The organism is Clostridium sp. HMP27 (assembly GCF_000765165.1).
In the GTDB taxonomy this organism is placed as follows: Bacteria; Bacillota; Clostridia; order Clostridiales; family Clostridiaceae; genus Clostridium_AK.
This window is the reverse complement of the sequence record NZ_JMFY01000043.1, coordinates 94,730-121,288: the sequence shown is the minus strand read 5'-3', so window position 1 is coordinate 121,288 and position 26,559 is coordinate 94,730. Positions and strand designations below refer to the sequence as shown.

Below are 26,559 nucleotides of genomic sequence, written 5' to 3'. Positions count from 1 at the left end.
TACTAAATTAAATAACTATAATGAGGTAAAGGAAAATGGAACTTGTTCCTGCAAAGCAAATACTATCAGCCTGGGCAGATAATAACAACTGGTTTGGAATAAATTATAATATGAATATATATAAAGGTTGCTGTCATGGATGTATATATTGTGATTCAAGAAGTGAATGTTATCAAATTAAAGATTTTGATATCGTTCGTGCAAAAGCTAATGCTATTGAGATATTAAATAGCGAGCTTAAATCAAAGAGAAAAAAAGGCGTAGTTGGAACTGGTGCAATGTCAGATCCATATAATCCTCTTGAAGCAAAATATAAATTTACTAGAAGTGCATTAGAACTCATAAATAGATATAACTTTGGAATGGGTATTGCCACAAAAAGCGATCTTATTACAAGGGATATAGACATATTAAATGATATAAAAAGTCATTCGCCTGTTCTTATCAAAATTACAATTACAACTGCAGATGATAATCTTAGCAAAAAAATTGAGCCTAATGTAGCAGTGTCATCTAAAAGGTTTGAAGCAATAAATAAACTTTCTTCTCAGGGGATTTTTACAGGTGTATTACTAATGCCTGTATTACCATTTATTGAAGATAGTGATGAAAATATACTTAAGATTATAAGACTTGCAAAGGAAAATGGAGCAAAATTTATTTATCCTGCATTTGGAGTTACACTTAGACAAAACCAAAGAGAACATTTCTTTAACAAGTTAGATGAGAATTTTTATGGACTAACTGAAAAATATATAAAGGAATATGGGTTTTCCTATGAATGTCGCTCGAAACGAGCATCTAAGCTATGGGAACTCTTTAAAACAGAATGTGATAAGGCGAAAATATTATATAAAATGGAAGATATTATTGCTGGCTACAAAAAAGATTATGAAGTAAAACAAATAAGTTTCTTTTAAATAGAATCAAAGCAGCTTCTGCATAAGTAAATAATACAAGTTAATCTAAAGGCATCTGCAAATTGCAGATGTTTTTCCACGTTCTTGGGGACGGTTGGCAACAATTAATTAATATATCATAAAAATCTAGAAAGAAAAAGGAATTATGCATTATAATAAATCTTAAGGTGATGTTTTAAAGAAGTAAATGGAATACTTAAAAAAAGTGAAAATCCTAAATTAGGAAAAGAGATGATAAAAATAAACATAAAAGAAATAGAACAAATAATTTTTAAAGCTTCTTCTAATATAATGAGACAAATAGGAGAAGAGGTTTTTAAAAATGGATTAGTTTCTAATGTGAAGGGAAGAAAAATAGAAGAAATATACCATATCTATGGAGAAGTATCAGGTGACAAGAATTATGATCAATTAAAAACCCATATAAAAATAAACTTGAAGAATAAAAAGCTAGATGATGTGCGTTGTAGCTGTGACAATTTTAGGGAGATTTCTAAAGATAAAAGATTATTTATGTGTGAGCATTTAATTGCCACAACATACAAATTTTTAAGTTTGTTAGAAAATAAAAAATGCAAAGAAAAAAAGCCATCGGAAAAGTTACTTAAGCAAGAAAATACGCCAAAGAAACTAAAAGAAAAAGCTCATGTGGGCATAGATATAAAAATAACTCATAAATCATGCAAAGGTATAAATGTTTATGAGTTAGAATTTCGATTGGGCTTTGCACAAAAGTATTTAATTGATGATTTAATGGGTTTTATTTTAAATCTAGACAAGGAACAAAGTACTTACTTCAATAATCAGTTTGTCTACAATCCAGAAGAATACATGATTTCCCCAAAAGATATAAAAGTAGTAAATTTTATTAGAGAATATGTAAATAAAAGCAATGGCATATTCTCTATGGGTAGAGTATTAACAATAGAATCTAATGATTTAAGAAGGTTTTTAGAATGCACGGGGAAAAGCAAAATTAGATTTAAGTACAATGGAATAGAATATAACACAACTGTCTTTAATGCTGATTTACCGCTTACTTTTACTTTAAAAGAAGAAAAAGAATACTTTAAATTAACAACTTATAATAAGCTCCCAATTTCTTTAACTGAAAACAAAGATGTATATTTCTTTAATGATAATCTTTATTTACCTTCTAGCAATCAAATTCAAAAATATTTACCTTTATATTATAAATTCAGAGAAAAAAACGAGATTTTATATGATAAAACTATAGAAAATTATAATAAAATTATTTCTTTGTTAAATAGCATTTCAAAAGATATTACACTTACAGAAGAAGTAAAAAGATTTGCAGCCAGTTTATTAAAATTTGAATTTTTTATTTATAAGGAGAAGGGAAATATATATTGTAATGTATATGCAATGTATAACAATGATAAAATCAACATATTAGAAAAGATTAATAATAACACACAAGTTATGAGAAATTCACGCCAGGAAGAAAGAGTTCTTATGAAGCTTGAATACTATAAGTTTATAAAAAGAAAAGATACGCTTGTATTTATTGGCGGGGATAAAGATCTTTTTAATATATTAAATAGTAAGAAACGTGGAATACAATCATTAGGTACACTAATTTTAGGCCAAGGATTAGAAGATATAAAATTATATAATACTAGCTCTATTAACATAGATTTCTATGAGGGAAACGATAGATTTAAATTTAGTTATAATATTGGTGATGTGGATACTAGGGAGCTAGGAGATATATTTAGAAGCTACAAATCCAATAGTAGATTTTATAAAACTAAAGATAATGGATTTATAGATTTTGAAGATGAAGGTATAAGAAATTTCTTTAATTTAATTGAAATATTAGATATCAATAAGGATATAGATAAAGGTAGCTCTTATATAGAAAAAAATAAGGCAATATATATAGCTGAAAGCTTGAAAAATAGGGATTATAAATTTGGGGAAGGAATAGAGCTTATAAAGAATATAGAGAACAAAATAACTACAATAAATAGTAAAGATGTAACTGTTCCAAAAAGTTTAAGGGCAAAACTTAGAGAATATCAAATCATTGGATTTAAGTGGTTTAATAGCTTAAGTGAGCTAGGGTTTGGTGGTATTTTAGCAGACGAAATGGGTCTTGGAAAGACAGTTCAAACCATAGCTTTTCTTGTAGGACAAAAAGGTAAAAAATCTTTGATAATTGCTCCAACATCCTTGATTTATAATTGGAAGTCTGAAATAGAAAGATTTGCTCCAGAATTAAGAGTAGGTATTGCTCATGGAAATATAGAGAAGCAGGAAATTGTAATAAATAATTTAGAAGAATATGATTTGCTTTTAACCACCTATGGAACTCTGAGAAATAACATTGATAAGTATAGTAATATTCAATTTGACTATTGTATTATAGATGAAGCTCAAAATATTAAAAATTTCGAAGCTCAAGTAACTTTAGCGGTTAAAGAAATTAAGGCTAATGCAAGATATGCACTTACAGGAACCCCTATTGAAAATAGTTTAACAGAACTTTGGTCTATATTTGATTTTATAATGCCCAGCTATCTATACTCTAAAGAAACCTTTGAAGAAAAGTTTATTTATAACGAGGATTGTGATTTAGAAAATCTTAAGTTAATTATAAAGCCCTTTATTTTGAGAAGAACTAAAAAAGAAGTTATAGAGGATCTTCCAGATAAAATAGAAAAGAAAATATTAGTAGAAATGACCTCAGCTCAAAAGACTATATATAAAAATTATATAAAAGAGGTTAAAGAAAAAATAAAGGATAGTTCCCAAGGGAAAATAGAAATTTTCTCTTACTTAACAAAACTAAGACAAATTTGCTTAGACCCCTCTCTTGTATTTAATGAATATAAAGGAGGCAGTGGAAAGCTTAAGCTTGCAATGGCATTAATAGAAGAAAATATAGCATCTCAGGGGAAAACACTGCTTTTTTCACAGTTTACTTCTGCTTTGAAAAAGATAGCTGAATCTTTAAAAGACAATGAAATTAATTATGTTTATTTAGATGGATCTACCCCCTCTAAAGAACGAATTAAATTAGTAAATGAGTTTAATAGTAGTAACAAGCCTAGGGTATTCTTAATTTCCTTAAAAGCTGGTGGTACCGGACTTAATTTAACCTCAGCGAACTTAGTTATTCACTTTGACCCTTGGTGGAATCCGGCAGTAGAAGATCAAGCAACGGATAGGGCTCATAGAATTGGACAAAAGAATGTAGTAGAAGTGATTAAGCTAGTTTCAAGAGGAACTATAGAAGAAAAAATAATATCAATGCAAGAGCATAAAAAAGAGCTAATTGATACGATTATTACAGGAGAACTTACAGAAGGTACTATGCTAAATAAGTTATCAAAGGAAGAGCTATTAGAACTTTTTTATAGATAGTCATTATTAAATTTACATTCACTTGATGATCAGCATAATGATTAATTAAAATGGGACGGTTCACAACTATCATGGGCAAATAGTTGTGAACCGTCCCAAGGTTGTTATAGAATTTAAAGTAATACGAAATAAATTTCAATAAATTATAAAAGTACATCAATTCTCTTTTTTAAAACATCATAAATATCTTCACATTGTTCATTTATATCATAGACTAATTTTTCAGTATCTTTTATTTTAGAAGATTTAGATGAAGTATTGATAGACACTGCTAAATGACCAGCAGAGCTGGCTAAGCCTAATGAAGTAGCACTTAATAAATATAAAGTATTTAATAATGGAGTAACATAGTTTTCTATATAGTTCTTTTCTTCAGGATTTAATCCTAATTTAGTTATTTCATCTTTAATTATGTTTACACTTGAAATAGTTTCAGCGGACTTAATAATATTATCTGAAATTGAGCAAGGTTCGGTTTCTACATCATTAATAGAATGTGTATTGTTTTCATTGTTTGTAATATTTATATTATTTTTTTGTCTTTCTTTAAATTCTTGTTTGCTACTCATCTATTAACTCCATAACGCATAATTTTATTTATTATTTATTTATATGGGATTATATGCATGGGTATGTATAAACATTTTATTTTCATAAAAACATGTGAGTAAAGTTAAGTATTGGTTAAATATAACAAAAGGATATTATGAAATAATTTTCATATAGCAATAAGATGGAACCATGATTATGTAAAAAGTAATAGTCATATTGTGAAAATATACTATGCCGATGGAAAAGTTTATGATAAGAACCAGTAAATTTCAGAAATTCATTGATTTTATAATTGACTTGGATTATAATGTTAGTGTTACATATTAAAGTAAAGGAGGTAAAATTATGAGTATTTGCATTATTAGAAAAATGGATAAAATTAGAGCAATATCTGTAAGAATTTCAGCAAATTTTGTGTTTAACGGGACAAGTGCGTCTAAAATTAAATATTTTTCTAAAGTAAGCAGGTGATTCATATTTTACCAGATATACTAAGTTAATAATATCCGGGTAAGGTGTGGCCTTGCCCGGTTTTTTATATTCTTTTTGTGGAGCATTCCGGGCAGTAGTTTACTTGCCTGGATTTTTTGTTGTTAAAAATTAAATAAATCTGGCAAGCACACCTTATCCTTATTTTAAGGAGGGGTTTATATGATTGAATTATCATTGAATGGAGTAATTAAGTATTTTGGAGCTAACTTAATTTTAAGTAATATTACCTTTGATATACATCAAGGAGAAAGGGTTGGGTTAGTTGGAAGAAATGGAAGTGGAAAAAGCACAATACTAAAACTGATATCGGGACTAGAGCCTATTGATAAAGGGAATATGGCCATTAGAAAAGGAGCAAAAATTGGATACCTAGAACAAATGCCAAACTATAAAGATGAGTATACAGCTCGTAAAGTCTTGAATCTTGCATTTAAAGATTTAATGGAGATTGAAGAAAATATGATAGATCTTGAAAATAAGATGAGAAATTTAGAGGAGGAAGAGCTTCATAAGATATTAAAGCTATATAGTAATATGCAGCACCGGCATGAGGCAATGGGTGGATATGAAAAGGAAGAGAAGCTTAGTAAAATATGTAGTGGATTAAAATTAACAGAGGAATTTCTAAATAAGCAGTTCAGCGTACTAAGTGGAGGAGAAAAGACTACTGTAATGCTAGCAAAGATATTGCTAGAAGAACCAGATATATTACTTTTAGATGAGCCAACCAACCATTTAGACACCGAATCTTTAGAGTGGCTTGAAAATTACCTGAAAGAATACAGGGGAACCGTTCTTATGGTATCCCATGATAGATATTTTTTAGATAGTGTTGTATCTAAAATAGTTGAAATCGAGAATTTAGAATGTAAGACCTACATAGGGAATTACTCTAGTTTTATAAGGCAAAAAGAAGTGAATATTAACCTGGAAGTAGAGGCGTATAAAGAACAGCAGAAGAAAGTAGGGGCTATAGAAAATTCAATAAAGACCTTAAGAGATTGGGCTAATAGAAGTGGCAATGAAAAGTTTTTTAGAAGAGCTGCAAGTATGCAGAAGAGACTAGATAAAATTGAGAGAGTAGATATACCTAATACTGAAAAACAAAATATGAAACTAAGTTTTATAGATAGTGAGCAGTCGGGGAAGGAAGTAGTAAAGATTGAAGATGCATATAAAAGCTTTGATGATAAGATATTATTTGAGAATGCTAATTTATTAGTTAGCTATGGAGAAAGGGTAGCACTGATGGGATCTAATGGAAGTGGAAAATCTACTATTATGAGAATTTTATTAGGAGAAGAAGGTGTTAGTACTGGCAAGGTGGAGCTAGGCGCTAATATTAAAGCTGCATATTTACCGCAAAATATAATCTTCGAGGATGAAGTGCAAACTGTTCTTCAGTATTTTAGAGAAGATTTAGATATATTAGAAGGTAAGGCTAGAGAATATCTTTCAAAGTTTATGTTTTTTGGAGAAAGTGTGTTTAAAAAGGTCAAAAATTTATCGGGAGGAGAGAAAACAAGACTTAAATTAAGTAAACTTTTATATGAAGATATAAATTTACTAATGTTAGATGAACCTACAAATCATTTGGATATTGATTCAATAGAAACGCTAGAAGATGCATTAATAGATTTTAAAGGAACTATATTCTTTATATCTCATGATAGATACTTTATAAATACAATTTGCAATAGAATAGTGGCCCTTGAAAATAAGCAGCTTATAAATTACCTGGGAAATTATGATTACTATAAAGTAAAAAAAGCCGAACTAAAAGAAAGGCAGGAAGAGATAAAGGAAAAAAAGCCAAGGAAGGTAAGAGAGGTAAATGAGACAAAGAAAAAAGAAATTGAGACTAGGAAGATAGAGAAAAAAATAAATAAACTTGAGCAAGAGATCTCTGAATTGGATATTAAAATAGACTCTATAGGTTCTGATTATATAGAACTAAGTAAATACACTTCTCAAAAAGAGAATATTGAAAAGGAACTAGAAAGGTTACTGGAAGAATGGATTAAATATAATGAAAATTAATTAAATATTATGCAAGGACGTGAATATAAAATGAAATATTTAAAACAACTGCTAAAACCATATATAGGATTGCCTAAAGAAATATATGTAATATTTGTTGCTAGAATAATTAATGCTTTTGGTTGCTTTGTAATGCCATTACTAACAATTATACTAAAGGACAAAATAGGACTATCAGAGCAAATGGTTGGAGTGTATATAAGCGCCACAGGTATATTACAGCTCCCAGCTGCTATGCTCGGCGGAAAACTGGCGGATAGTATTGGAAGAAAAAAAGTAATAGTTATATTTGATTGCTTAGCCGCGTTACTTTACCTAAGCTGTGGATTTATGAAGCCATCTATTACTATGGTATATGTATTAATGCTGGCATCAGCCTCAATGATTACTGCAGGACCAGCGCATGACTCTTTAATAGCAGATTTAACTACCAATAAAAATAGGGAGGGGGCATATGCTCTTTCATATATGGGATGGAATTTAGGTTTTGCTATAGGACCAGTTATAGGTGGACTTTTGTATGAAAAAAACTTATCTCTTATATTTATAGGAGATGCAATAACAGCTTTAGTTTCTCTGGCATTGATCACGCTATTTATTAAAGAAACTATTCATAAAACAGAGGAAGAAATTACTGATGAAGATCGTATTATGGAAAGGCGCGAAGAAGGTTCCATTTTTCAGGTACTTATAAAAAGACCAATATTAATTTACTTTGCTGTAATTGTATGTGGATTTAACTTTGTCTACTCTCAATGGTCATACTTAATGCCGCTTCATCTTATATCTATTCATCCGGAAAATAAAGCTGAAATTTTTGGACGAATATCAGGACTCAATGGAATAGTAGTAATATTATTTACTCCTTTAATTACTTATATGTCTAAAAATGTTAAGAGTATTAGAAGAGTAGTTTATGGAGGGGTGTTATATGCCTTAGGGTTTGGAATGCTAGGATTTTATAATGGGTTAGTATACTTCTTTGTAAGTACATTTATATTTACTTTAGGAGAAATATCACTTGCAATTAGTACGTCACCATTTATTGCAAATCATACACCAGCGTCCCATAGGGGAAGAATGAGTGCTATTATTCCTATGATATATGGATTGGGTTATACACTAGGACCTGTAGGAATGGGGCAAATATTAAGATTTGTAACAATAAATGGTGCTTGGAAGATAGTTGGAAGTATAAGTGTAGTTGCGTCTTGCTTTATGCTTATACTTGAGTCTTATGAAAGAAGAAGTAAAATTCAAAATAGTACTGAAGAGGTAATAAGTGTAAAATAGTATAAAAAAACATGGCTAATGGATTTTTGTAATCAATAATTTTTCCTTTAGATAGAGGTTTCATTGTAGTTGTTAAGAAATAATTAATATATTAAATTTACTATGAAGTAACTGGAAATATTGAACTATTGCTTTGCATATGATATCATAAATGGCATAAAAGCCAATTGGTTGAATAATATAACTCAATTGGTTGATATTTGTATTTGTTAATTGATGATAGTGAATACGAAATTGAATTACCCTGATAATTTATCTAAATACATTTCTTAGAAGTGTATTTGGTTAATTATTAGGGCATTTTAATGAAAAATAAAAGAGATCATATAAATGAGTGTAACATTGAAGTGATCTATAAGTATAAAGGGGGAGAATTATGGATAATGGAAATTTAGAAAATCAGTCAAGTATAGGAGTGGATACACAGCCAAATGCAAGGACAATTATAGGGTCTACCTCAGGTATAGACATCAATAATACTAAACCACAAAAACCTAAAAAGCTCAGATTTAGGCTTAAAAAACCAATGATATTTGTTTTACTTATAATCATTGTAGTAGGAGTATTTGGAATTAGGTCCTATTCTAAGTCTCAAAAGGCGAAGATTAAAGAAGTTAGCACTGCAGCAGTTAAAAAAGGTTCATTAACTCAATCAGTAACGCTTACAGGCAGTATTGAATCAAGCAGCAGAAACGAAATAGCATTATCACCTTCTCTGAAGGTTGTGGAGATTTTTATAAAAGAAGGACAAACTGTCAAAAAGGGTGATGTCTTGGCTAAGTTAGACGACTCAGATTTTAAAAGTCAGTTAGAAAAGCAAAAACTTAATTTATCTAATGCAGAATATAATTTAAATTACATAGTAGAAAACAGTTCATCAAACGACAAACTAACTTCTGAGAATGCATTAAAACAGGCACAGATATCACTGGAAAATGCCAAAATTAATTTGGACGATGTAAATAAGAAATATGGACAAAGTAAAAGTTTATTTGAAGGTGGATTGGTATCAGCCAATGAATTTGAAGCAGCAAAAAAAGCAGTTAAGGACAACCAAAATGCTGTGAAGAGTGCTGAAATTGCTCTGGCAAATGCTCAAAGTACTTATTCTAGCATGGATTCAACTATAAACAATAAGATTATAAATCAAAAAAATCAAATTGAATTAATTCAGTCAGAAATTCAGAGTCTTAACAAGAGGATTGAGGATTGTAATTTAAGAGCAAATGTAGATGGAATAGTTACAAAAATAGATGCTAAAGTAAATCAATATCCAGAAGCAGGGGAGAAGATTATAATAGATGATAATTCATTATATAAGGCTTCTATGGATGTAAGTCAGTATGATGCTATAAAGATGAAGAAGGGACAAAAGGCAATAATTAATGTAAATGGAGGGGACAAAAAATACACAGGAGCTGTCACAGATATTGGCCAGCGTGCAGAAAAAAAGTTAAACTCAACAGATCAGGATTCAAAGGTTAATGTCAAAGTATCTATAAACAAGCCAGATACGAATGTTAAAATAGGGTATGAAGTAGACACAGAAATTATTTTGAATGAAAAGAAAGATGTACTACAAATAGGTTTTGAAGCAATAAAAGAAGATGCAGGTAAAAAATATGTTTTTGTTATAGATGGTAATAATACAATAGTTAGAAGATACATCACTACAGGATTGGAAACTGATTATAATATTGAGGTTTTAAGTGGATTAAAAGAAGGGGAAAAATACGTATTAAGTCCAGAAAAAACTTTAAAAGAAGGCGACAAAGTTTCTGAGTCTGGAGGAAATAAATAATGGTTATTGAAATTCAAGATCTTATAAAGATATATGATACGGGAGCTATTACGCTAAAGGCTTTGAAGGGCGTTAATTTTCAGGTTGAAGAAAATGAATATGTTGCAATTATGGGTGCATCTGGTTCAGGCAAGTCTACACTTATGAATATTTTAGGCTGCCTAGACAGAGCTTCTTCTGGTAAGTATATTTTAGATGGCAAAGATATATCTACTCTAGATGATGATAGTCTTGCTGAAATTAGGAACAAAAAAATAGGATTTGTGTTTCAGTCATTTAATTTACTTCCAAAGCTTAGTTCTCTTGAAAATGTTGAGCTGCCTATGATGTATAATAGGATACCTTTAGCGGAGAGACGTAAAAGAGCCAAGGTAGCTTTGGCAAAGGTAGGGCTTGAAAGCAGAATGCATCATAAACCAAATGAGTTATCTGGAGGTCAAAGACAGAGAGTTGCAATTGCGAGAGCTTTAGTCAATAATCCGTCGATACTTTTGGCAGATGAACCTACAGGAAATTTGGACAGTGCATCAAGCGAAGAAATAATGGGTATTTTTAAAGAGTTAAATGATGAAGGTGTAACCATAGTAATGGTAACTCATGAGTCAGATATAGCAGCATATACAAAGAGAAATATTCTGTTTAGGGATGGAAATATAATATCCGATAAACCTGTTTTAAATAGAAAATTAATTAGGGGGCAGGTATAAATGTATCTTCTTGAGAGCTTAAAATCTGCTGTTCAAAGTATAAAGGCAAACAAAATGAGATCTTTTTTAACTATGCTTGGAATAATAATAGGTATATCATCTGTTATCACGATAGTATCAATTGGAGAAGGGGCAAAGCGGTTTATTACAGGTGAGTTTGAAGGTATGGGAACCAATGTGATAAATTTACAGATAAGTTCCTCAACAGACGATGTAGCAAAAAGGGATTATTTTACCTTAGAAGATGTAGATTTATTAACAGCTAAGGTACCAGAAGTTACTGCAGTTGTTCCTGTAGTTAGCGGATTTAGTTCCATTAAAGTAAACAATAAGTCTAACAGGGCATATGTAAGTGCAATAAATCATAATTATCCAGAGATTGAAGATATAAAGCTTTCTTATGGAAGATTTTTAAATGAGCATGATGTTGATACTAAAAAAAATGTTGCAGTAATAGATGAGAGAACAGCAGTAAAATTATTTAATGATGTAGGAAATGTAATTGGGAAAAAGGCAAAGGTTAATATAGGTGAAAAATACTTAGATGTATCAATTATAGGTGTTTTAAAGGAGAAAGAAGGGTTAGCTTCTTTCGAGGATAGCAGGCCAGGTCAAATATATATACCTATAACAATACGGGAACAAATAATGAAATCTAGTGATATAAGCTATATGTCTGTTATTGTATCAGATATGTCAAAAGCAGATGAAATAAGTTCTAAAATAATAAGAATTATTGAAAATAAACATAGTAACTCAGGTAAATACACAGCGAACAAGGGCTTTGAAGATCTGGATAGCGTTAACAAGATATTAGACATGATTATACTTGGGTTAGGTGCAATTGCAGCTATATCATTATTAGTTGGTGGCATAGGAGTAATGAACATAATGCTTGTATCTGTAACAGAAAGAACAAGAGAAATAGGTATAAGAAAAGCAATTGGTGCTAAGACCAGTGATATAAAACTTCAGTTCTTATCAGAATCGGTTATTTTATGCTTAATAGGAGGAATAGTTGGAACTATGCTGGGTATCTCAGCAGGAAAAGCAGCAAGTAAGTTAATGAAGGTGGAAATTCCAGTATCAATAAAAGTTATACTTATTGCTTTTATTTTCTCATCATCAGTGGGAATTTTCTTTGGCCTATATCCTGCTAAAAAAGCAGCAAAACTTGATCCAATTGATGCCTTGAGGTATGAATAAAAGGGGTCAGGCCCCTGGGATAAAAGGTAAAACTAGAAGTTTTCATTAGTAAAAAATGTAGGAGGGATAAGCTATTTAACTTTCCCTCCTAATCGATTTTTGATGCCAATAATTTAACAGCAGGGATATCTGCAGGTGCCCAGTTTAAAGAAAGCAAGTTTTCTTTAGGTAACCAAATAAGTTTTGCATGCTCATCTGCAATAGGGTGTCCACCTACAATTCTGCACTTTGTTGTAATTAAATTTACTATACAATTATCATATTCATGAGTGTTGTCATTGAATATATTAATGAATTCAATATCACAACTAAGCTCTTCTTTAATTTCCCTTACTATTGCATCAGCAATTGACTCACCTTGCTCAATTTTTCCACCAGGAAATTCCCAAAGATTTGGGAGTGTCATTTTTGTAGAACGAAGAGCACAAAGCACTTGATTTTGTTCATTTTCAATAATTGCACCAACTACTTTTACTATTTTCTTCACTTTAAACACCTCTTTATATAGTGTAGCATAGATGTCAAGTGCCAGGCACGTGGCAAGTTACAGGTGATTATTAAATAGATATTAATCATTTATAAATTCTGAGGTGGATGTTATAAGTTGTTCGCTATCAGTTTTCATTTCATGTTTCTTATCTATTAGCAAGTTATAGGTAAGTCCAAGTAATACTAAAAATCCTCCTATAATTTTGCCTATTGATAATCCATCCAAAGTAAAATAATCAATTAATATTCCAACAAATAATTGGCCTATAAAAATAAACAAGGTCAAATAAAAGGCAGAAATTTTTGGCGTTACATAGCTTGATAGTAAGACTACTAAGACACCCAATAGTCCTCCTGAGTAAGCCAATATTGGAATTGAGCTAAATCTTACATTAGATATATATATAAATTCCTTATTTAAAATCAAAAATACAAAAGAAAAAAATAGTCCAATAACATAATTAAAAAAAGTGCCTTGAAAAATACCAATTATTTTAGCTAAGTTAGAATTAATAACCCTTGCAACTACAATGGAAACACCAGCTAAAATTGATACAAATATATATAACATTGATAAACCTCCATTAATAAATAGTCATTATAAATATTCCTAAAATAATAAATATCAATCCAATCAATTTCTTTTTTTCAAATTTAAAAATTTGCATTTCTAATAATCCAAAATTATCTATAACTATGGACGAAAGTGATTGACCTAATAAACCTAAAGCAATTGTTAAAGATGCTCCAAGTTTTAAAAAACTCAAATTACTAAAAAGAACAGTTAACACACCTATAGCACCAGCGCTATATAAGTATATAGGAATATCCTTTTGGATTTTAACCTTTGATTTATTTATTAGCATCACTAGTGTAATAAAAAAAAGTCCAACAATATGAATGATTACACTGGAAGTATAATTTCCAGAGGCAGAAGACAAAGTTCCATTAAACATAAGCATTACAGATATTAATGCACCTATAAGAACTGAAACTGAAGTATTCATAGAATTTATTCCCTCCTTAAAACTCTAAATTTAATTTACCATAAAACAGTTGCAAGGGATTATGACATATGTCATAATTAATGAAAAATATAGGCTGATTTTTATATGAGTTTAAAGGTAGGAACTATGATAAAAATTAATGATTTAAGTTTAATGGATAAGTATATTTTCAAATATAGAATTGACGAAATATTTACTAGTGATATGAGACCTTTCATGGAATTATTACTTTTTAAAAAGAGTGAACATATTTGTAGGGAAAATGAAGCTATAGAATATCTTTTTTTCTTTGTAAAAGGTAAAGCTAAAGTGTATACCACACTTAGCAATGGCAAATCTTTATTACTTTGCTTTTATCAAGATTTTAAAATTTTAGGAGACTTAGAAATTATCAACCCTCAAAACGCTTCTTCAAGTGTGCAGGCTATAGAGGATACATATTGTATAGGTATTTCTTTACAAAATGCGGGGAAACAATTACTTAGTGATGTGAAGTTTTTAAGATTTATGTGTAACTCTCTAGGTGAAAAGCTAAATAGATGCTCAAAAAATAGTTCTATAAACTTGCTTTACCCACTGGAAAATAGATTAGCTAGTTATATTCTTGCTACTGGACAAAGAACAGATAGTAACGGTGAGATAATAATAGAATTTAATGAAAATTTAACTGAGATATCAGAGCTTTTAGGAACAAGTTATAGACATTTATTAAGAACATTAAATCTTCTTTGCTCAAAGGGAGTTATAATAAGAAAACATAATTATTTCCAAGTGATAGAGGAGATAAATTTAAGAAAGCTTGCAGCAGACTTGTATAAATAACTTAAATATAAAGATTAACAATTAATAAATATAATTTAGAAGGCGATTTGTTTGGAAAAGTTATCGAAGATGCTTAATATAGGTGACATATTATTTACCGCCCCCTAAATTTAGGGGGCGGCATCTTGAAAACAGCTATTTATTTTGTAGGATTTGAAACAGTTAGTTCATTCCATAGTTTCTCAAAAACTTTATCATTAATTTTAAAGTATACAGTGGAATAGCCATAATATACATATCCACTTTTTAAAATTGTAAAACTTACCTCGCAGCCATCCTTTAATTTTAAGATGAGTTCTTTATATTCATCATCATTTCTATAATCACCTAAGGAAGTTTCTATTTCCTCCTGAGAGTAAGGAGTAGACTTATTTACCTTATCAAGAAAGCGATTTAATAAAGCTATATCATTTATTGGGCTAAAAGCTTCTACACCATTATTCCAATTATTATAACTTCTAAATTTAGCTTCGATAACATTGCCCTTAAGATTTAATTTTCCAAATACATCTGCTCCGGTATTAATTGTTATTCCATTCAAACAGTCATAAAACTCAGGGTAAGATGCTCCGTCGGGAGTTTTAATATTAGTCATTATTCTAAAGGCTTTATCATAGTCTTTTACTGTATATACATCCTGCTCTCCTATATTAGAGGCAAACTCCTTTGAATACTCTGTTTGTTTACTCCATTCATTTATATTAGCCTTTGTTCTACCTAGTTTCTCGCCTAAAAGATTTTCCGTATTTTTAGAATCAATGATTGTATGAGAAGAAGTATATATTTTGCCATTATATACAATAAGGGGAATCATTTTAACATAGATGCCATTGTTATTTGGTAATTCTATTTTAGGGATGGTTACTATATTAGGTGGATTTTTAGTTTTATTTATTATAGTTTTAAAGCTCATAAGTCCTATGCAGATTAATAAAATAGCGGCTACTGCTGCAAAGGAATTATTATACAACTTTTTCTTTGTCCTCTTTGTCTCTATAGAAGTAGACTTTAAATTGTTCGCTAGTTTATTTTTGAATTCTTCACTTGCTTTTATATTAGAAAAGGCATTTTTGATTTTATTTTTATTCATGCTCAAAATCCTCCATCAATTTAGATTTAAGTAATTTCCTTGCTCTACTAAGTTGTGAACCAACTGTTGATTCTTTTAAATTTAAAATGTTAGCAATTTCAGAAATACTATAATCTTCATAGTAAAATAGAAAAATAACACTTCTATATTTCAATGGCAAGCTTAAAACAGTTGCAATTATTTCATTATCTTCCTGCGTAGCAGCAATAAACTCACCCTCTAATGGAGCTGTCTTTTTAAACCATGAGGACTTTAATTTATCTTTACTTAAATTAATTGCAACTTTAATTAACCAGGCCTTTTCTTGTTCACTGCTTTGAAATGTTGGCTGCTTCTCAAGAAGCTTAATAAAAGTCTCTTGTGTTATATCTTCAGCATCATTAAGGTTTTTCATGTAAGAGTAGGAAATTCTTAGTATCATATCAGAATATTTTTCAATAATATTTTGAATATAATTTTCGGTACCATAAAATTTATTCATGAGTTTTTACTCCCCTTTCACTACTAATACGATTCATAAAGGCAAAATTTTGCACTAATCAATATTTTTATTAAGTAAATCTTTATATTGCATTATGTTATTTTTGGTAATATAATATCATTGGTATGTCTTGGTAAATTTGCCAAGGATAATGTTTGCTAAGATTGCTAAATTGCATTTTGATAATTGGACAGGCGTATTGTGCCTGTTTTTTTGTTAATAGAGGTGAATTATGACTAAGCATATAAAAAATCATTTACTAATATCTTCAATTATTAGCTTTATTTTTATTGGAATAATTACAATATTTGTAGTTAAAGAAAATAGTAATATAAAAATTAAGTATGAATTAAATTTAAGCAATAACAATAAGGATTGTATTTACTTTATTAATCAACAAATTTCTCATGAAAAGTTATCTATACAATCTAAGGGGGATGTAGTAGTAGAACTTCTAGGTAATTCTTTAGAGGAAACTTCTGAAGATAATACCAATATAATATCAAGTATATTTAAAGATAAAAATTTATTATCCAATATGTCACATAACATATATTTTGTCGATGCCTTATCTGGTAATAAGATTAATTCAAAAGAAATAGTTAAATTAACTGATATGGAATATGATTTGAGAGGAAGAGAGTGGTATAAGGATGCTGAAAAATCACAGATTCCTATTGTAAGCAATGTTTATACTGATATGGCAACTAAAAAGCCATGCATAACAATAAGTTACTCTATCTACAAGAATCAGAAGTTTATTGGCGTTATCAGTGATGATATACTGCTGGAGGATATATATAAGTTGCTTGTAAAAAAGGTATACAACTATGATATATATTTGGTATTTAATGATTACAATGTAATAATTTCATCATCTGAAGAGTCAGTAGATAATAATATTAACGAAATTAAAGATAAATGGATTGGAATAAATAAAAATATTTTGGGGTATATAAATTATAAGAATATCAATGACGATGAGATATATGGATATTACAATAGTATAGAAAATTTAAAGTGTAAAATACTCACTTTTACTAAACCTGCTGTAATAAGCAGGGAAAAGAATATATCAAATTTTCGTATTGCATCTATAGGAAGTATTATTTGTTTATTACTTCTTATACTGGCAAATTATTTTATAAATAGGTTTTATAATTTTAGTGATTTAACGGGTTTTAAAACCAAAAATAAATTATATGCTGACATCATAAGAAACTCTAAATATTATGGCAATGCTAGCTTACTAGTAATTAGTATTAAAAAATTAAGTAACATTAAATTTGCATATGGAAGAAACCTATATGAAATGGCTATAAATAAATATGCAAAATTAATAAAAGAACTCTTTGATGATAAGGCAACTTTATATAGTTACAATGATAAATCCTTTATTTTGCTGTTTAAAGATGAAAATAAAGAGGAAGTTTTAGATTTCATTGACAAGAATTTGGCTAAATTAGAGCGCAGAGAATTTAATATAAAAAATAAAAGTATTGAAATAGAATCATTTTTGGCACTTATAGATATAAACAAAATAGAAATGCAAAAGGCTAATGATAGCTTATTCAAGATAGAGAAAATAGTAGATGACTTAAAGTATAGTAAAGATAAGTATATATGCTCTAGTTTAGAAGCGTTAGCAAAAGATATAGAATTGGATAATAATAAATTAATGTTATTAAAAGAAGCAATAAAGGAAGATAGATTAGTACCATTTTTTCAACCAATAATTAACATAAAAACAAAAGAAATAGAAAAGTATGAAGTGCTTATGAGAATAAAAGATGGAGAAAATTATTTATCTCCGTATCCTTTTATTATAACTGCAGAAAAAAATGATTTAATAGAAATTGTTGATTTAACAATACTTGAAAAAGCATTATGTTATAAAAGTAAGATTGACAAAGAAAATAAATTGATATTTGCATTTAATTTATCTGTAAAAGAGATAGATAATATTGATTACTTAAATAAAGTAAATTCAATTATAGATAACTACAATGTTAAACATGAAAATATAATATTTGAAATTACAGAGACAGAAAACATAAAAGACTTTAAGAAATTTACTTCAATAATTAATGAATGTAAAAAGAATAATTATAGGTTTTCTATTGATGATTTTGGCACAGGCTTTTCTTCCATGGACTATTTTAAAAATCTAGATGTAAATTATTTGAAAATTGATGGTTCATTTATTAAGGATATAAATAGTAAACGAGAAAATTTATATATTGTTCAAGCAATTGTAAGTATGGCAAAAGCATTTAATGTAAAGACTGTCGCAGAATTCGTAGAAGATAAGGAAACGCTGAATGCTGTTGAAGAATTAGGTGTGGACCTGTCTCAAGGGTATTATACAGGTAGACCTGATATTAATATTACCCACAAGTATAAAAATATATAATTTCCTATACAGTAAAAATGAGCCGGTTAATGTTTGTAAAATAACATTGACCGGCGTTTTATATTTTTCTTGCCTAGTATTTTTTTCTGTGATAAACTCATTTTAATGGGTGGTATCCTTAGGGAACTGCACTGTTTTATTATATTCAACAAGATTAATTTTGACTTTATATCAATATCTGCTCATATCACAATGAATGAGACTACTATACAGGAGAAGTATACCTCAGTATAGCTGAGGATTTTTTTGTATCACTTCAAAAAAATTAAAGAGGTGATGCTTATTGAATATAGGTTTTATCGGTGCCGGTAAAGTTGGCTTTTCTCTTGGAAAATATTTATCTTATAATAAAGTAAAAGTTGAGGGGTATTATAGCAGAACCTTTCAGTCTGCATATAAAGCGGCAATTTTTACAAATTCAAAAGCTTATAATAATCTAGAGGAACTTGTAAATAACAGTGATACAATTTTTATTACAACTTCTGATGATAGTATATGTGATATTTGGCAGAATATAAGAAATTTTAATATAAAGGATAAAATTATTTGCCACACAAGTGGCGCAGAATCTTCTAAAATATTTTTGGATATAAACAATTCAGGTGCATTCGGATATTCTATCCATCCTATGTTTCCATTTTCAGATAAGTTTAAAACACACATGTATTTAAAAGGTGCCTATTTTTCAATAGAAGGAAGTAGTGAATATCTAGACTATTTATGCTCTTTTTTTGAGGAAATAGGTAATAAGGTTATAAGGATTGATGTCAATAAAAAGTCACTTTATCATTTAGCTAATGTTACTGTGTCTAATTTTGTGCTATCACTTATAAGTTTAGGATGTAATTACTTAGAAGAATGTGGGGTAGATTCTGAAGAATCTACTAACGCATTGATGCCCCTTATTATCAGTAATGTAAAAAACATAGGAGAAAATGGGTTTGTTAATTCACTTACAGGTTCTGTTGAAAGAGCTGATTTAGGCACAATAAAAAAACATATAGAGTGTATTCCGACAAAGGATGTGTACTTATATAAAACTCTGTCAATGAAGCTCTTAGAATTATCTAAAGTGAAAAATCCAGGAAGAAATTATGACCATATAAAAACTTTTTTGGAGGTACTAGAATGAAGAATACATCAGTTAGTTTTAAGAAGGCTAAAACAGAAGGAAGTAAGCTTACAATGCTTACGGCTTATGATTATTTAACAGCAAAAATGATAGACGAATGTGGAATTAATGGAATACTAGTAGGGGATTCTTTAGGAATGGTTTGTCTTGGTTATAAGGATACTTTAAGTGTTACCATGGAAGATATGATTCATCATATCAAAGCTGTATCCAGAGGAAGTAAGAATGCACTTATAGTAGGAGATATGCCATTTATGTCCTATCAAACTTCAGCATATGATGCTTTGGTTAATGCTGGAAGACTAATTAAAGAAGGAGGAGCTGAAGCTGTAAAACTAGAAGGTGGAACTTCGGTATGTAAACAAATTGAAACTATAGTGAATGCGCAAATCCCAGTTATGGGGCATATTGGCCTTACTCCACAATCTATAAATGTTTTTGGTGGATTTAAGGTACAAGGTAAAGATGAATCAGTTGCTATAAAGCTTATTGAAGATGCGAAAAAAATTGAGGCTGCTGGAGCTTTTGCTATAGTACTTGAATGTGTACCAGCTAAGCTCGCAGAAATTATAACTAAATCTATATCTATTCCAACTATAGGAATAGGAGCAGGAGTAGGTTGTGATGGACAAATACTTGTATATCAAGATATGCTAGGCATGTTTTCAAATATTAGTCCTAAGTTTGTAAAGAAGTTTGCAGAGGTTGGAGAAAGTATGAAAAATGGCTTCAAGAGATATATAGAAGAAGTTAATAATGGAACTTTTCCATCGCAAGAACATACTTTTTCAATAGATGATAAGATAATAGATAAATTATACTAAGGGTTTCATTTAATCGGAAGGGAAGAAAGGTATTAAATATGATAACTGTATCTACAATAAAAGAACTAAGAGAATATACAAGAAAGTGGAGAAGAGAAGGATTAAGTATAGGGCTTGTTCCTACTATGGGATATCTACATGAGGGCCATAGAAGTTTAATTGATAAAGCAGTAAAGGAAAATGATAAGGTTGTTGTAAGTATATTTGTAAATCCTACTCAATTTGGACCTAATGAGGATTTAAGTACTTATCCAAGAGATATTCATAGAGATAAGGAACTATGCCAAAAGACAGGTGCAGACATAGTATTTAATCCTGAAGCATCAGAGATGTATTTTAATAATGCTAGCACTTATGTTGATGTAGAAAATTTAACAGAAGGACTTTGTGGGGCTAAAAGGCCAGGTCATTTTAGAGGGGTATGTACTATAGTTTCTAAATTATTCAATATAGTTAATCCAGATAGGGCGTATTTCGGAGAGAAGGATGCTCAACAGTTAGCAGTAATAAGAAGAATGGTCAGAGATTTAAATTTTGATATACAGATAATAGGATGTCCTATAATAAGAGAAGAAGATGGACTTGCTAAAAGTTCAAGAAATGCATATCTTTCACCGGAAGAAAGAAGTGCAGCTACAATTCTTAATAAAAGTTTAATGAAAAGCAAAGAACTTTTAGAAAATGGTGAGATGAATACAGAAGTTATTAAGTCTAAAATAAAATCAGAAATTGATGGTGAACGTCTTGCAAAGATAGATTATATAGAAATTGTAGATAAATATTCACTTGAAACTGTAAGTAGTATAAAAAATTCTATTCTTATTGTAATAGCTGTATTTATTGGGAATACTAGACTTATAGATAATTTTATTTTTGAATTGGAGGAGAAATAATATGCAGTTACATATGTTAAAATCTAAGATACACAGAGCTACGGTAACTCAAGCTGAACTTAATTATGTAGGAAGTATAACTATTGATAGAACTTTAATGGAAGCTGCTAATATTTTGGAATGTGAAAAGGTACAAATAGTAGATATTAATAATGGAAGCAGATTTGAAACTTATGTTATACCAGGAGAGCCAGGAAGTGGAACTATATGTTTGAATGGTGCAGCAGCAAGATGTGTTCAAACTGGTGATAAGGTAATAATAATGGCTTATTGTCAGATGGATGTAGAAGAAGCTAGAGAGTACAGGCCTATTGTAGTAATAGCTAATGAAGATAATACAATAGATAAAATAACAAATTATGAAAGAAATGAATAGAGTATAATACATAGAAATACTAAATAATAATAAAAGTATCCACGAAATTATTAATTAAGTGGATACTTTTATTTTGGCCTGTGGGAATTTATGGGGCATCATAATACTTTATCCTGATCATCTATTTTTATAAACTTGACTTACTAAATGTTTTATAGTAAACTGTAGCCACATAAAAAATAATAGAGACAGTTCGTAACCATCCTGTCTATAAACAAAACTAGGACGTAACTACTGAATTAGGTAGTTTTTTGTTTATGGAGGGCGTATGCCCTTTTTTGTTTGGAAAAAATAGAAAATTATAGATATATAGTTCCTAAAGTAAGGAGAAGTTGTAATGAAAAAAATAGGTTTAACTACAACAGTACCAATAGAAGTTATAATTGCTGCAGGATATACACCGGTAGATTTAAATAATATCTTTATAACCTCAGAGAATTATTTGAAATATATAGATATAGCTGAAAGAGATGGATTTCCTAAAAGCTTATGTGCTTGGATAAAGGGAATTTATGGAGTATGTTTAGAAAATAATATTAAAGAAATAGTTGGAGTTATGGGGGGAGATTGTTCTAATACTAAAGCCCTTATTGAAGTGCTTGAGTTAAGAGGAATAAAGGTTTATCCATTTTCCTTTCCAAATAGCCATAATCTTAAGGATGTAGAAAATGAAATAAAAAGATTTATGGATATCTTTAATGTAACTCTAGAAGAAGTTGAACCAGTTCGAAAAAGATTGAATGAAATTAGGGAGTTAGGTAAGGAAATTGATGAATTAACATATAAGGAAAACAAGGCTACTGGCTTTGAAAATCATCTGTATCAGGTAAGCTTAAGTGACTTTAATGGAGATATAAATTTATATAAAGCTGATCTTGAAAAGGCTATCCATGATATTAGAAAAAGGGAGCCAATAAATAAAAAATTAAGATTAGGATATATAGGGGTTCCTCCAATGACTGGAGATATATATGACTTTGTTGAAAATTTTAATGCTCATTTTGTTTATAACGAAGTTCAAAGAGAATTTGCTTTTCCTAGAGGGAATAAAGCTTTAAATATATTTCAGCAGTATTATGACTACACTTATCCTTATGATACTGGATTTAGAATTAAGGAATTAAAAAAACAAATTGAACATAGAAAATTAGATGGTATAATTCACTACACTCAGGCCTTTTGTCACAGAGCAGTTGAAGATATAGTGATTAAAAGCCAATTGGATATTCCCATCCTGAACATTGAAGGAGATAAGTTAAATGTATTAGATGCAAGAACAAAACTTAGGCTAGAAGCTTTTCTTGATATGCTTCTTGATTTAAAGGAGGCTGAAAGATGAGAATATTAGGAATAGACATTGGAAGTAGAGAAGTTAAGATTGTCTTAATGGAAAATAATAATATAGTCCAAAAGAAAAAAGTAAGTACAATGAGTTTTTACAGAGATTACTGTAGTTTTGATGGCAAGATAATTGTAGATTTAGAAAAACTTGATATAGGTGAGGTTGATAAGGCAGTATCCACAGGTTACGGAAAAAACAATACTGACTTAAAGCTCTTTACACCAATAAATGAGATAAAGGCTCATACTTATGGAGCTATTTACCAAACTAATTTAAAAGATTTTATACTTTTAGATGTTGGTGGACAGGATGTTAAGGTAGTTAAAATAGAAAAAGGTATTACTACGGATTTAGAGCTTAATGAAAAATGTGCTGCTTCCTGCGGTAGATATTTAGAGAATATGGCCAATGTGCTTGAAATAGCCCTTGATGAAATGAGTAAATACTCAGAAAATCCTGTGGATTTAAATTCAACTTGCGCGGTATTTTCTGAGTCAGAGCTAATTGGTAAAATCGCTGAAGGCGTAAGTATTGAAAGATTATGTGCAGGGGTTAATTATTCTCTTTATAAAAGATTGCAGCATCTTTTAACTAAATTTAGAGGTGAAAAACTAGTTTTAACTGGTGGTGTTGCTAATAATACTGCAATAAGGAATTACCTTAAGAATGATTATGAAGAAATAGTGCCTGTAGAAGAACCTCAATTTAATGGAGCAATTGGTTGCTGCTATTATGGAAGTAAGATTTTAAGATAATGTGAGGAGGAATAATTATGTATATTTTAAAAGCAGAACACAGCTTTGATAGTGCTCATTTCCTTGCTAATTATGAAGGGAAGTGTGGAAATATTCACGGACATAGATGGAAAGTTCAAATTGAAGTACAGTCAGAAACATTACAAAAGGGCGGTCAGCTGGATGGAATGGTAATTGACTTTGGAGATTTAAAAAGAGATATTAAAACTATAGTAGATTCTTATGATCATGCATTAATAATTCAGGAAGGAACTATGAGAGAGGAAACATTACATTGTATATGTCAGGACGGATTTAAAGTAATACAGGTGAGTTTTAGACCAACAGCAGAAAATTTTGCAGCATTTTTCTTTAAAACAATGAAAGAAAAAGGATATAACGTAAAACGAGCTACAGTCTATGAAACTCCTACTAATAGTGCTATATATGAGGAAAGCGAGGCTAGATAAGGTGGATTTTAAGGTGGTTGAAAAATTTATTAGTATTAATGGAGAAGGACGACTTTGTGGACAATTAGCAGTATTTATAAGATTTGCAGGATGTAATTTAAACTGCAGCTATTGTGATACTACCTGGGCTAATGAAAAAGATGTACCTTATGAGCTAATGTCTGCTTATGATATATATGAGTATATTAAATCCACAGGTGTTAAAAATGCAACCTTAACAGGGGGAGAGCCTCTTCTTCAAGAAGGAATAATAGAACTTTTAGAAGTGCTATCTAGAGATAAAGAACTTAACATCGAAATAGAAACTAACGGAAGTGTACTTTTAAATAAGTTTGCAAACATAGAAAATCTACCAAGCTTTACCATGGACTATAAGCTTCCATCAAGTAATATGGAAGAAAAAATGGCAGTAGAAAATTTTAATTATTTAAGTAAGAAAGATACAGTTAAATTTGTATCTGGCAGCACCAAAGATTTAGAGAAAGCTAAATATATAATAGATAAGTATAATCTCGTGGATAAAGTTAGTGTATATATTAGTCCTGTATTTGAAGAAATTCAAATGGAAGATATAGTAGAATTTATGAAAGATAATAAAATGAATGGAGTTAACTTACAGGTACAGCTTCACAAAATTATATGGGAACCAAGTAAAAAGGGGGTATAATATCATGGCTATTGATATAAAAGCAATTGAAGAGCATATAAGGGGAATCTTGGTAGCTTTAGGTGATGATCCTAATAGAGAAGGGCTGAAGGACACGCCTAAACGTGTAGCTAAAATGTATGAAGAAGTATTTAAGGGAATGTGCTTTACTAACGATGAAATTGCAGAAATGTTTAATACCACTTTCGAGGATGATTTATCTATAAATGAAAATTCTAGTGATATAGTTTTTATGAAAGATATAGAAATATTTAGCCATTGTGAGCATCATTTAGCATTGATGTATAACATGAAGGTGGCAGTAGCATATGTGCCTAATGGAAAAGTTATTGGATTAAGTAAAATAGCAAGAATAGCGGATATGGTAGGCCGCAGACTTCAGCTTCAAGAGAGAATTGGAAGCGATATAGCAGAAATAATGAAAAAGATAACTGGTTCAGAAGATGTAGCAGTTATTATAGAAGGTGAACATGGATGTATGAGTACTAGAGGAATAAAAAAGCCAGGAACCAAAACAATATCAACTACTTTAAGAGGTAGATTTAACACAGATACAATTTTAAATAATAAATTGATGATGCTTTATACTAAATAAAAACTTAAAGGCGGTGTAGTAAATGAATAAGAAAAAAGCCATAGTAGTATTTAGTGGTGGACAAGATAGTACAACTTGCTTATTTTGGGCAAAAGAAAAGTTTGAAGAGGTTATAGCAGTATCCTTTGATTATAATCAAAAGCACAAAGTAGAATTGGAATGTGCAAAGGACATATGCAAAAAATATAATGTAGAACATCATATTTTAGATTTAAATTTATTAAATCAATTAGCACCGAACTCATTGACTAGACAAGATATAATTGTTGATAAAAATGCACCATCAGAGGGAGTGCCTAATTCATTTGTAGATGGGAGAAACATGTTGTTTTTAACCTTTGTTGCAGTATTTGCAAAACAAAGGGGAATAAACACTATTATAACAGGTGTGTCTCAAAGTGATTTTAGTGGTTATCCAGACTGTAGGAATGTATTTATAAAATCCTTAAATGTTACATTAAACTTAGCTATGGATTATGAATTTGAAATCATCACTCCTTTAATGTGGATAAATAAAGCAGAAACTTGGAAAATGGCCAGTGATTTAGGAGTTCTTAATATTGTAAAAGAAGAAACCTTGACTTGTTACAATGGAATAAAAGGAAATGGCTGTGGAGAATGCCCAGCCTGTAAATTAAGAAAAAATGGTTATGTAGAGTTCAAAAAAGAATATTTATAATGAAAATGGGGATGGTTAACAACTAATTGTGATTTTCTTAAATAGTTGTTGATTGTCCTTAATTTATTGGACGGCGTTTTCAAATATTTAATGAAAAAACTTGGCTTAAGCTATCAAATATACTATAATAGTAAACTATATACT

Annotated in this window: 26 protein-coding genes; 20 read left to right on the top strand and 6 right to left on the bottom strand. The window is 29.7% G+C overall.

All coding sequences use genetic code 11. From position 1 onward, the window contains the following. The first annotated feature begins 35 nt into the window (after positions 1-35). Both DP68_RS16880 and DP68_RS16875 read left to right on the top strand, forming a co-directional pair. A complete protein-coding gene (locus tag DP68_RS16880; RefSeq protein WP_035311578.1) occupies positions 36-920 on the top strand; it encodes a radical SAM protein in 885 nt (294 codons plus the stop codon). 231 nt (positions 921-1,151) lie between these two features. Beyond that, a complete protein-coding gene (locus DP68_RS16875; protein ID WP_363330965.1) occupies positions 1,152-4,310 on the top strand; it encodes a DEAD/DEAH box helicase in 3,159 nt (1,052 codons plus the stop codon). Positions 4,311-4,453: 143 nt separating this feature from the next. Here DP68_RS16875 and DP68_RS16870 read toward each other — a convergent pair whose 3' ends face one another. After that, a complete protein-coding gene (locus DP68_RS16870) occupies positions 4,454-4,879 on the bottom strand; it encodes a hypothetical protein (RefSeq protein ID WP_052085875.1) in 426 nt (141 codons plus the stop codon). 328 nt (positions 4,880-5,207) lie between these two features. Between DP68_RS16870 and DP68_RS19775 the strand changes: the two genes are divergently transcribed. From DP68_RS19775 to DP68_RS16845, 6 genes are all read left to right on the top strand, one after another. Then, the gene (locus DP68_RS19775; RefSeq protein ID WP_278281151.1) at positions 5,208-5,333 is read left to right on the top strand and encodes a hypothetical protein; all 126 of its coding nucleotides are present in this window, start codon (positions 5,208-5,210) and stop codon (positions 5,331-5,333) included. A gap of 180 nt (positions 5,334-5,513) precedes the next feature. Beyond that, the gene (gene abc-f, locus DP68_RS16865; RefSeq protein WP_035311577.1) at positions 5,514-7,394 is read left to right on the top strand and encodes a ribosomal protection-like ABC-F family protein; all 1,881 of its coding nucleotides are present in this window, start codon (positions 5,514-5,516) and stop codon (positions 7,392-7,394) included. Between the two features lie 30 nt (positions 7,395-7,424). Beyond that, on the top strand, positions 7,425-8,687 hold the full coding sequence (locus tag DP68_RS16860) for an MFS transporter (RefSeq protein ID WP_291550006.1): 1,263 nt from the start codon (positions 7,425-7,427) through the stop codon (positions 8,685-8,687). A 376-nt stretch (positions 8,688-9,063) separates the two neighbouring features. Next, a complete protein-coding gene (locus DP68_RS19065) occupies positions 9,064-10,488 on the top strand; it encodes an efflux RND transporter periplasmic adaptor subunit (protein ID WP_052085874.1) in 1,425 nt (474 codons plus the stop codon). Then, the gene (locus tag DP68_RS16850; RefSeq protein ID WP_035311576.1) at positions 10,488-11,195 is read left to right on the top strand and encodes an ABC transporter ATP-binding protein; all 708 of its coding nucleotides are present in this window, start codon (positions 10,488-10,490) and stop codon (positions 11,193-11,195) included. Before DP68_RS19065 ends, DP68_RS16850 begins: the two co-directional genes overlap by 1 nt. Continuing rightward, positions 11,196-12,401, top strand: coding sequence for an ABC transporter permease (locus DP68_RS16845; RefSeq protein ID WP_035311575.1), 1,206 nt, complete (start codon positions 11,196-11,198; stop codon positions 12,399-12,401). Positions 12,402-12,489: 88 nt separating this feature from the next. On the opposite strand, the gene DP68_RS16840 is transcribed toward DP68_RS16845, so the two are convergent. The 3 genes from DP68_RS16840 to DP68_RS16830 all read right to left on the bottom strand — a co-directional run bounded on the left by DP68_RS16840 (position 12,490) and on the right by DP68_RS16830 (position 13,897). Beyond that, the gene (locus DP68_RS16840) at positions 12,490-12,888 is read right to left on the bottom strand and encodes a (deoxy)nucleoside triphosphate pyrophosphohydrolase (RefSeq protein WP_035311574.1); all 399 of its coding nucleotides are present in this window, start codon (positions 12,886-12,888) and stop codon (positions 12,490-12,492) included. An 81-nt stretch (positions 12,889-12,969) separates the two neighbouring features. Then, positions 12,970-13,461 carry a DMT family transporter gene (locus tag DP68_RS16835; RefSeq protein ID WP_035311573.1) on the bottom strand — a complete coding sequence of 164 codons (492 nt, stop codon included), beginning with the start codon at positions 13,459-13,461 and terminating at the stop codon, positions 12,970-12,972. Positions 13,462-13,474: 13 nt separating this feature from the next. Continuing rightward, positions 13,475-13,897 (bottom strand): DMT family transporter, encoded by a 423-nt coding sequence (locus DP68_RS16830; RefSeq protein ID WP_035311572.1) that lies wholly within the window; start codon positions 13,895-13,897, stop codon positions 13,475-13,477. Between the two features lie 126 nt (positions 13,898-14,023). Here DP68_RS16830 and DP68_RS16825 point away from each other — a divergent pair, with 126 nt between their 5' ends. Next, positions 14,024-14,719, top strand: a complete 696-nt coding sequence (locus DP68_RS16825) for a cyclic nucleotide-binding domain-containing protein (protein WP_035311612.1) — start codon at positions 14,024-14,026, stop codon at positions 14,717-14,719. 139 nt (positions 14,720-14,858) lie between these two features. On the opposite strand, the gene DP68_RS16820 is transcribed toward DP68_RS16825, so the two are convergent. After that, positions 14,859-15,809: a hypothetical protein gene (locus DP68_RS16820; protein WP_052085873.1), complete on the bottom strand. Its 951-nt coding sequence runs from the start codon at positions 15,807-15,809 to the stop codon at positions 14,859-14,861. Further along, positions 15,802-16,290: a sigma-70 family RNA polymerase sigma factor gene (locus DP68_RS16815; protein ID WP_035311571.1), complete on the bottom strand. Its 489-nt coding sequence runs from the start codon at positions 16,288-16,290 to the stop codon at positions 15,802-15,804. Before DP68_RS16815 ends, DP68_RS16820 begins: the two co-directional genes overlap by 8 nt. A gap of 232 nt (positions 16,291-16,522) precedes the next feature. Here DP68_RS16815 and DP68_RS16810 point away from each other — a divergent pair, with 232 nt between their 5' ends. The 11 genes from DP68_RS16810 to queC all read left to right on the top strand — a co-directional run bounded on the left by DP68_RS16810 (position 16,523) and on the right by queC (position 26,415). Then, the gene (locus DP68_RS16810; RefSeq protein WP_035311569.1) at positions 16,523-18,703 is read left to right on the top strand and encodes an EAL domain-containing protein; all 2,181 of its coding nucleotides are present in this window, start codon (positions 16,523-16,525) and stop codon (positions 18,701-18,703) included. Positions 18,704-18,986: 283 nt separating this feature from the next. Continuing rightward, the gene (locus DP68_RS16805; RefSeq protein WP_035311568.1) at positions 18,987-19,835 is read left to right on the top strand and encodes a Rossmann-like and DUF2520 domain-containing protein; all 849 of its coding nucleotides are present in this window, start codon (positions 18,987-18,989) and stop codon (positions 19,833-19,835) included. Beyond that, positions 19,832-20,659 carry a 3-methyl-2-oxobutanoate hydroxymethyltransferase gene (gene panB / locus DP68_RS16800; protein ID WP_035311567.1) on the top strand — a complete coding sequence of 276 codons (828 nt, stop codon included), beginning with the start codon at positions 19,832-19,834 and terminating at the stop codon, positions 20,657-20,659. Before DP68_RS16805 ends, panB begins: the two co-directional genes overlap by 4 nt. Positions 20,660-20,697: 38 nt before the next feature. After that, positions 20,698-21,552: a pantoate--beta-alanine ligase gene (gene panC / locus DP68_RS16795; RefSeq protein WP_035311566.1), complete on the top strand. Its 855-nt coding sequence runs from the start codon at positions 20,698-20,700 to the stop codon at positions 21,550-21,552. 1 nt (position 21,553) lies between these two features. Next, entirely contained in the window at positions 21,554-21,928 is a 375-nt protein-coding gene (gene panD, locus DP68_RS16790; protein WP_035311565.1) for an aspartate 1-decarboxylase, read from the top strand. Between the two features lie 337 nt (positions 21,929-22,265). Beyond that, entirely contained in the window at positions 22,266-23,267 is a 1,002-nt protein-coding gene (locus tag DP68_RS16785) for a 2-hydroxyacyl-CoA dehydratase (protein ID WP_035311564.1), read from the top strand. Next, complete coding sequence (locus DP68_RS16780) at positions 23,264-24,025, top strand: acyl-CoA dehydratase activase (RefSeq protein WP_035311563.1); 762 nt, start codon at positions 23,264-23,266, stop codon at positions 24,023-24,025. Before DP68_RS16785 ends, DP68_RS16780 begins: the two co-directional genes overlap by 4 nt. A 17-nt stretch (positions 24,026-24,042) precedes the next feature. Beyond that, positions 24,043-24,474 (top strand): 6-carboxytetrahydropterin synthase QueD, encoded by a 432-nt coding sequence (queD, locus tag DP68_RS16775; RefSeq protein ID WP_035311561.1) that lies wholly within the window; start codon positions 24,043-24,045, stop codon positions 24,472-24,474. Between the two features lies 1 nt (position 24,475). Next, a complete protein-coding gene (gene queE, locus DP68_RS16770; RefSeq protein ID WP_035311560.1) occupies positions 24,476-25,141 on the top strand; it encodes a putative 7-carboxy-7-deazaguanine synthase QueE in 666 nt (221 codons plus the stop codon). Between the two features lie 4 nt (positions 25,142-25,145). Then, a complete protein-coding gene (gene folE / locus DP68_RS16765; RefSeq protein WP_035311559.1) occupies positions 25,146-25,736 on the top strand; it encodes a GTP cyclohydrolase I FolE in 591 nt (196 codons plus the stop codon). Positions 25,737-25,758: 22 nt separating this feature from the next. Then, positions 25,759-26,415, top strand: coding sequence for a 7-cyano-7-deazaguanine synthase QueC (gene queC / locus DP68_RS16760; RefSeq protein ID WP_035311558.1), 657 nt, complete (start codon positions 25,759-25,761; stop codon positions 26,413-26,415). The last annotated feature ends 144 nt before the right edge of the window (positions 26,416-26,559 follow it).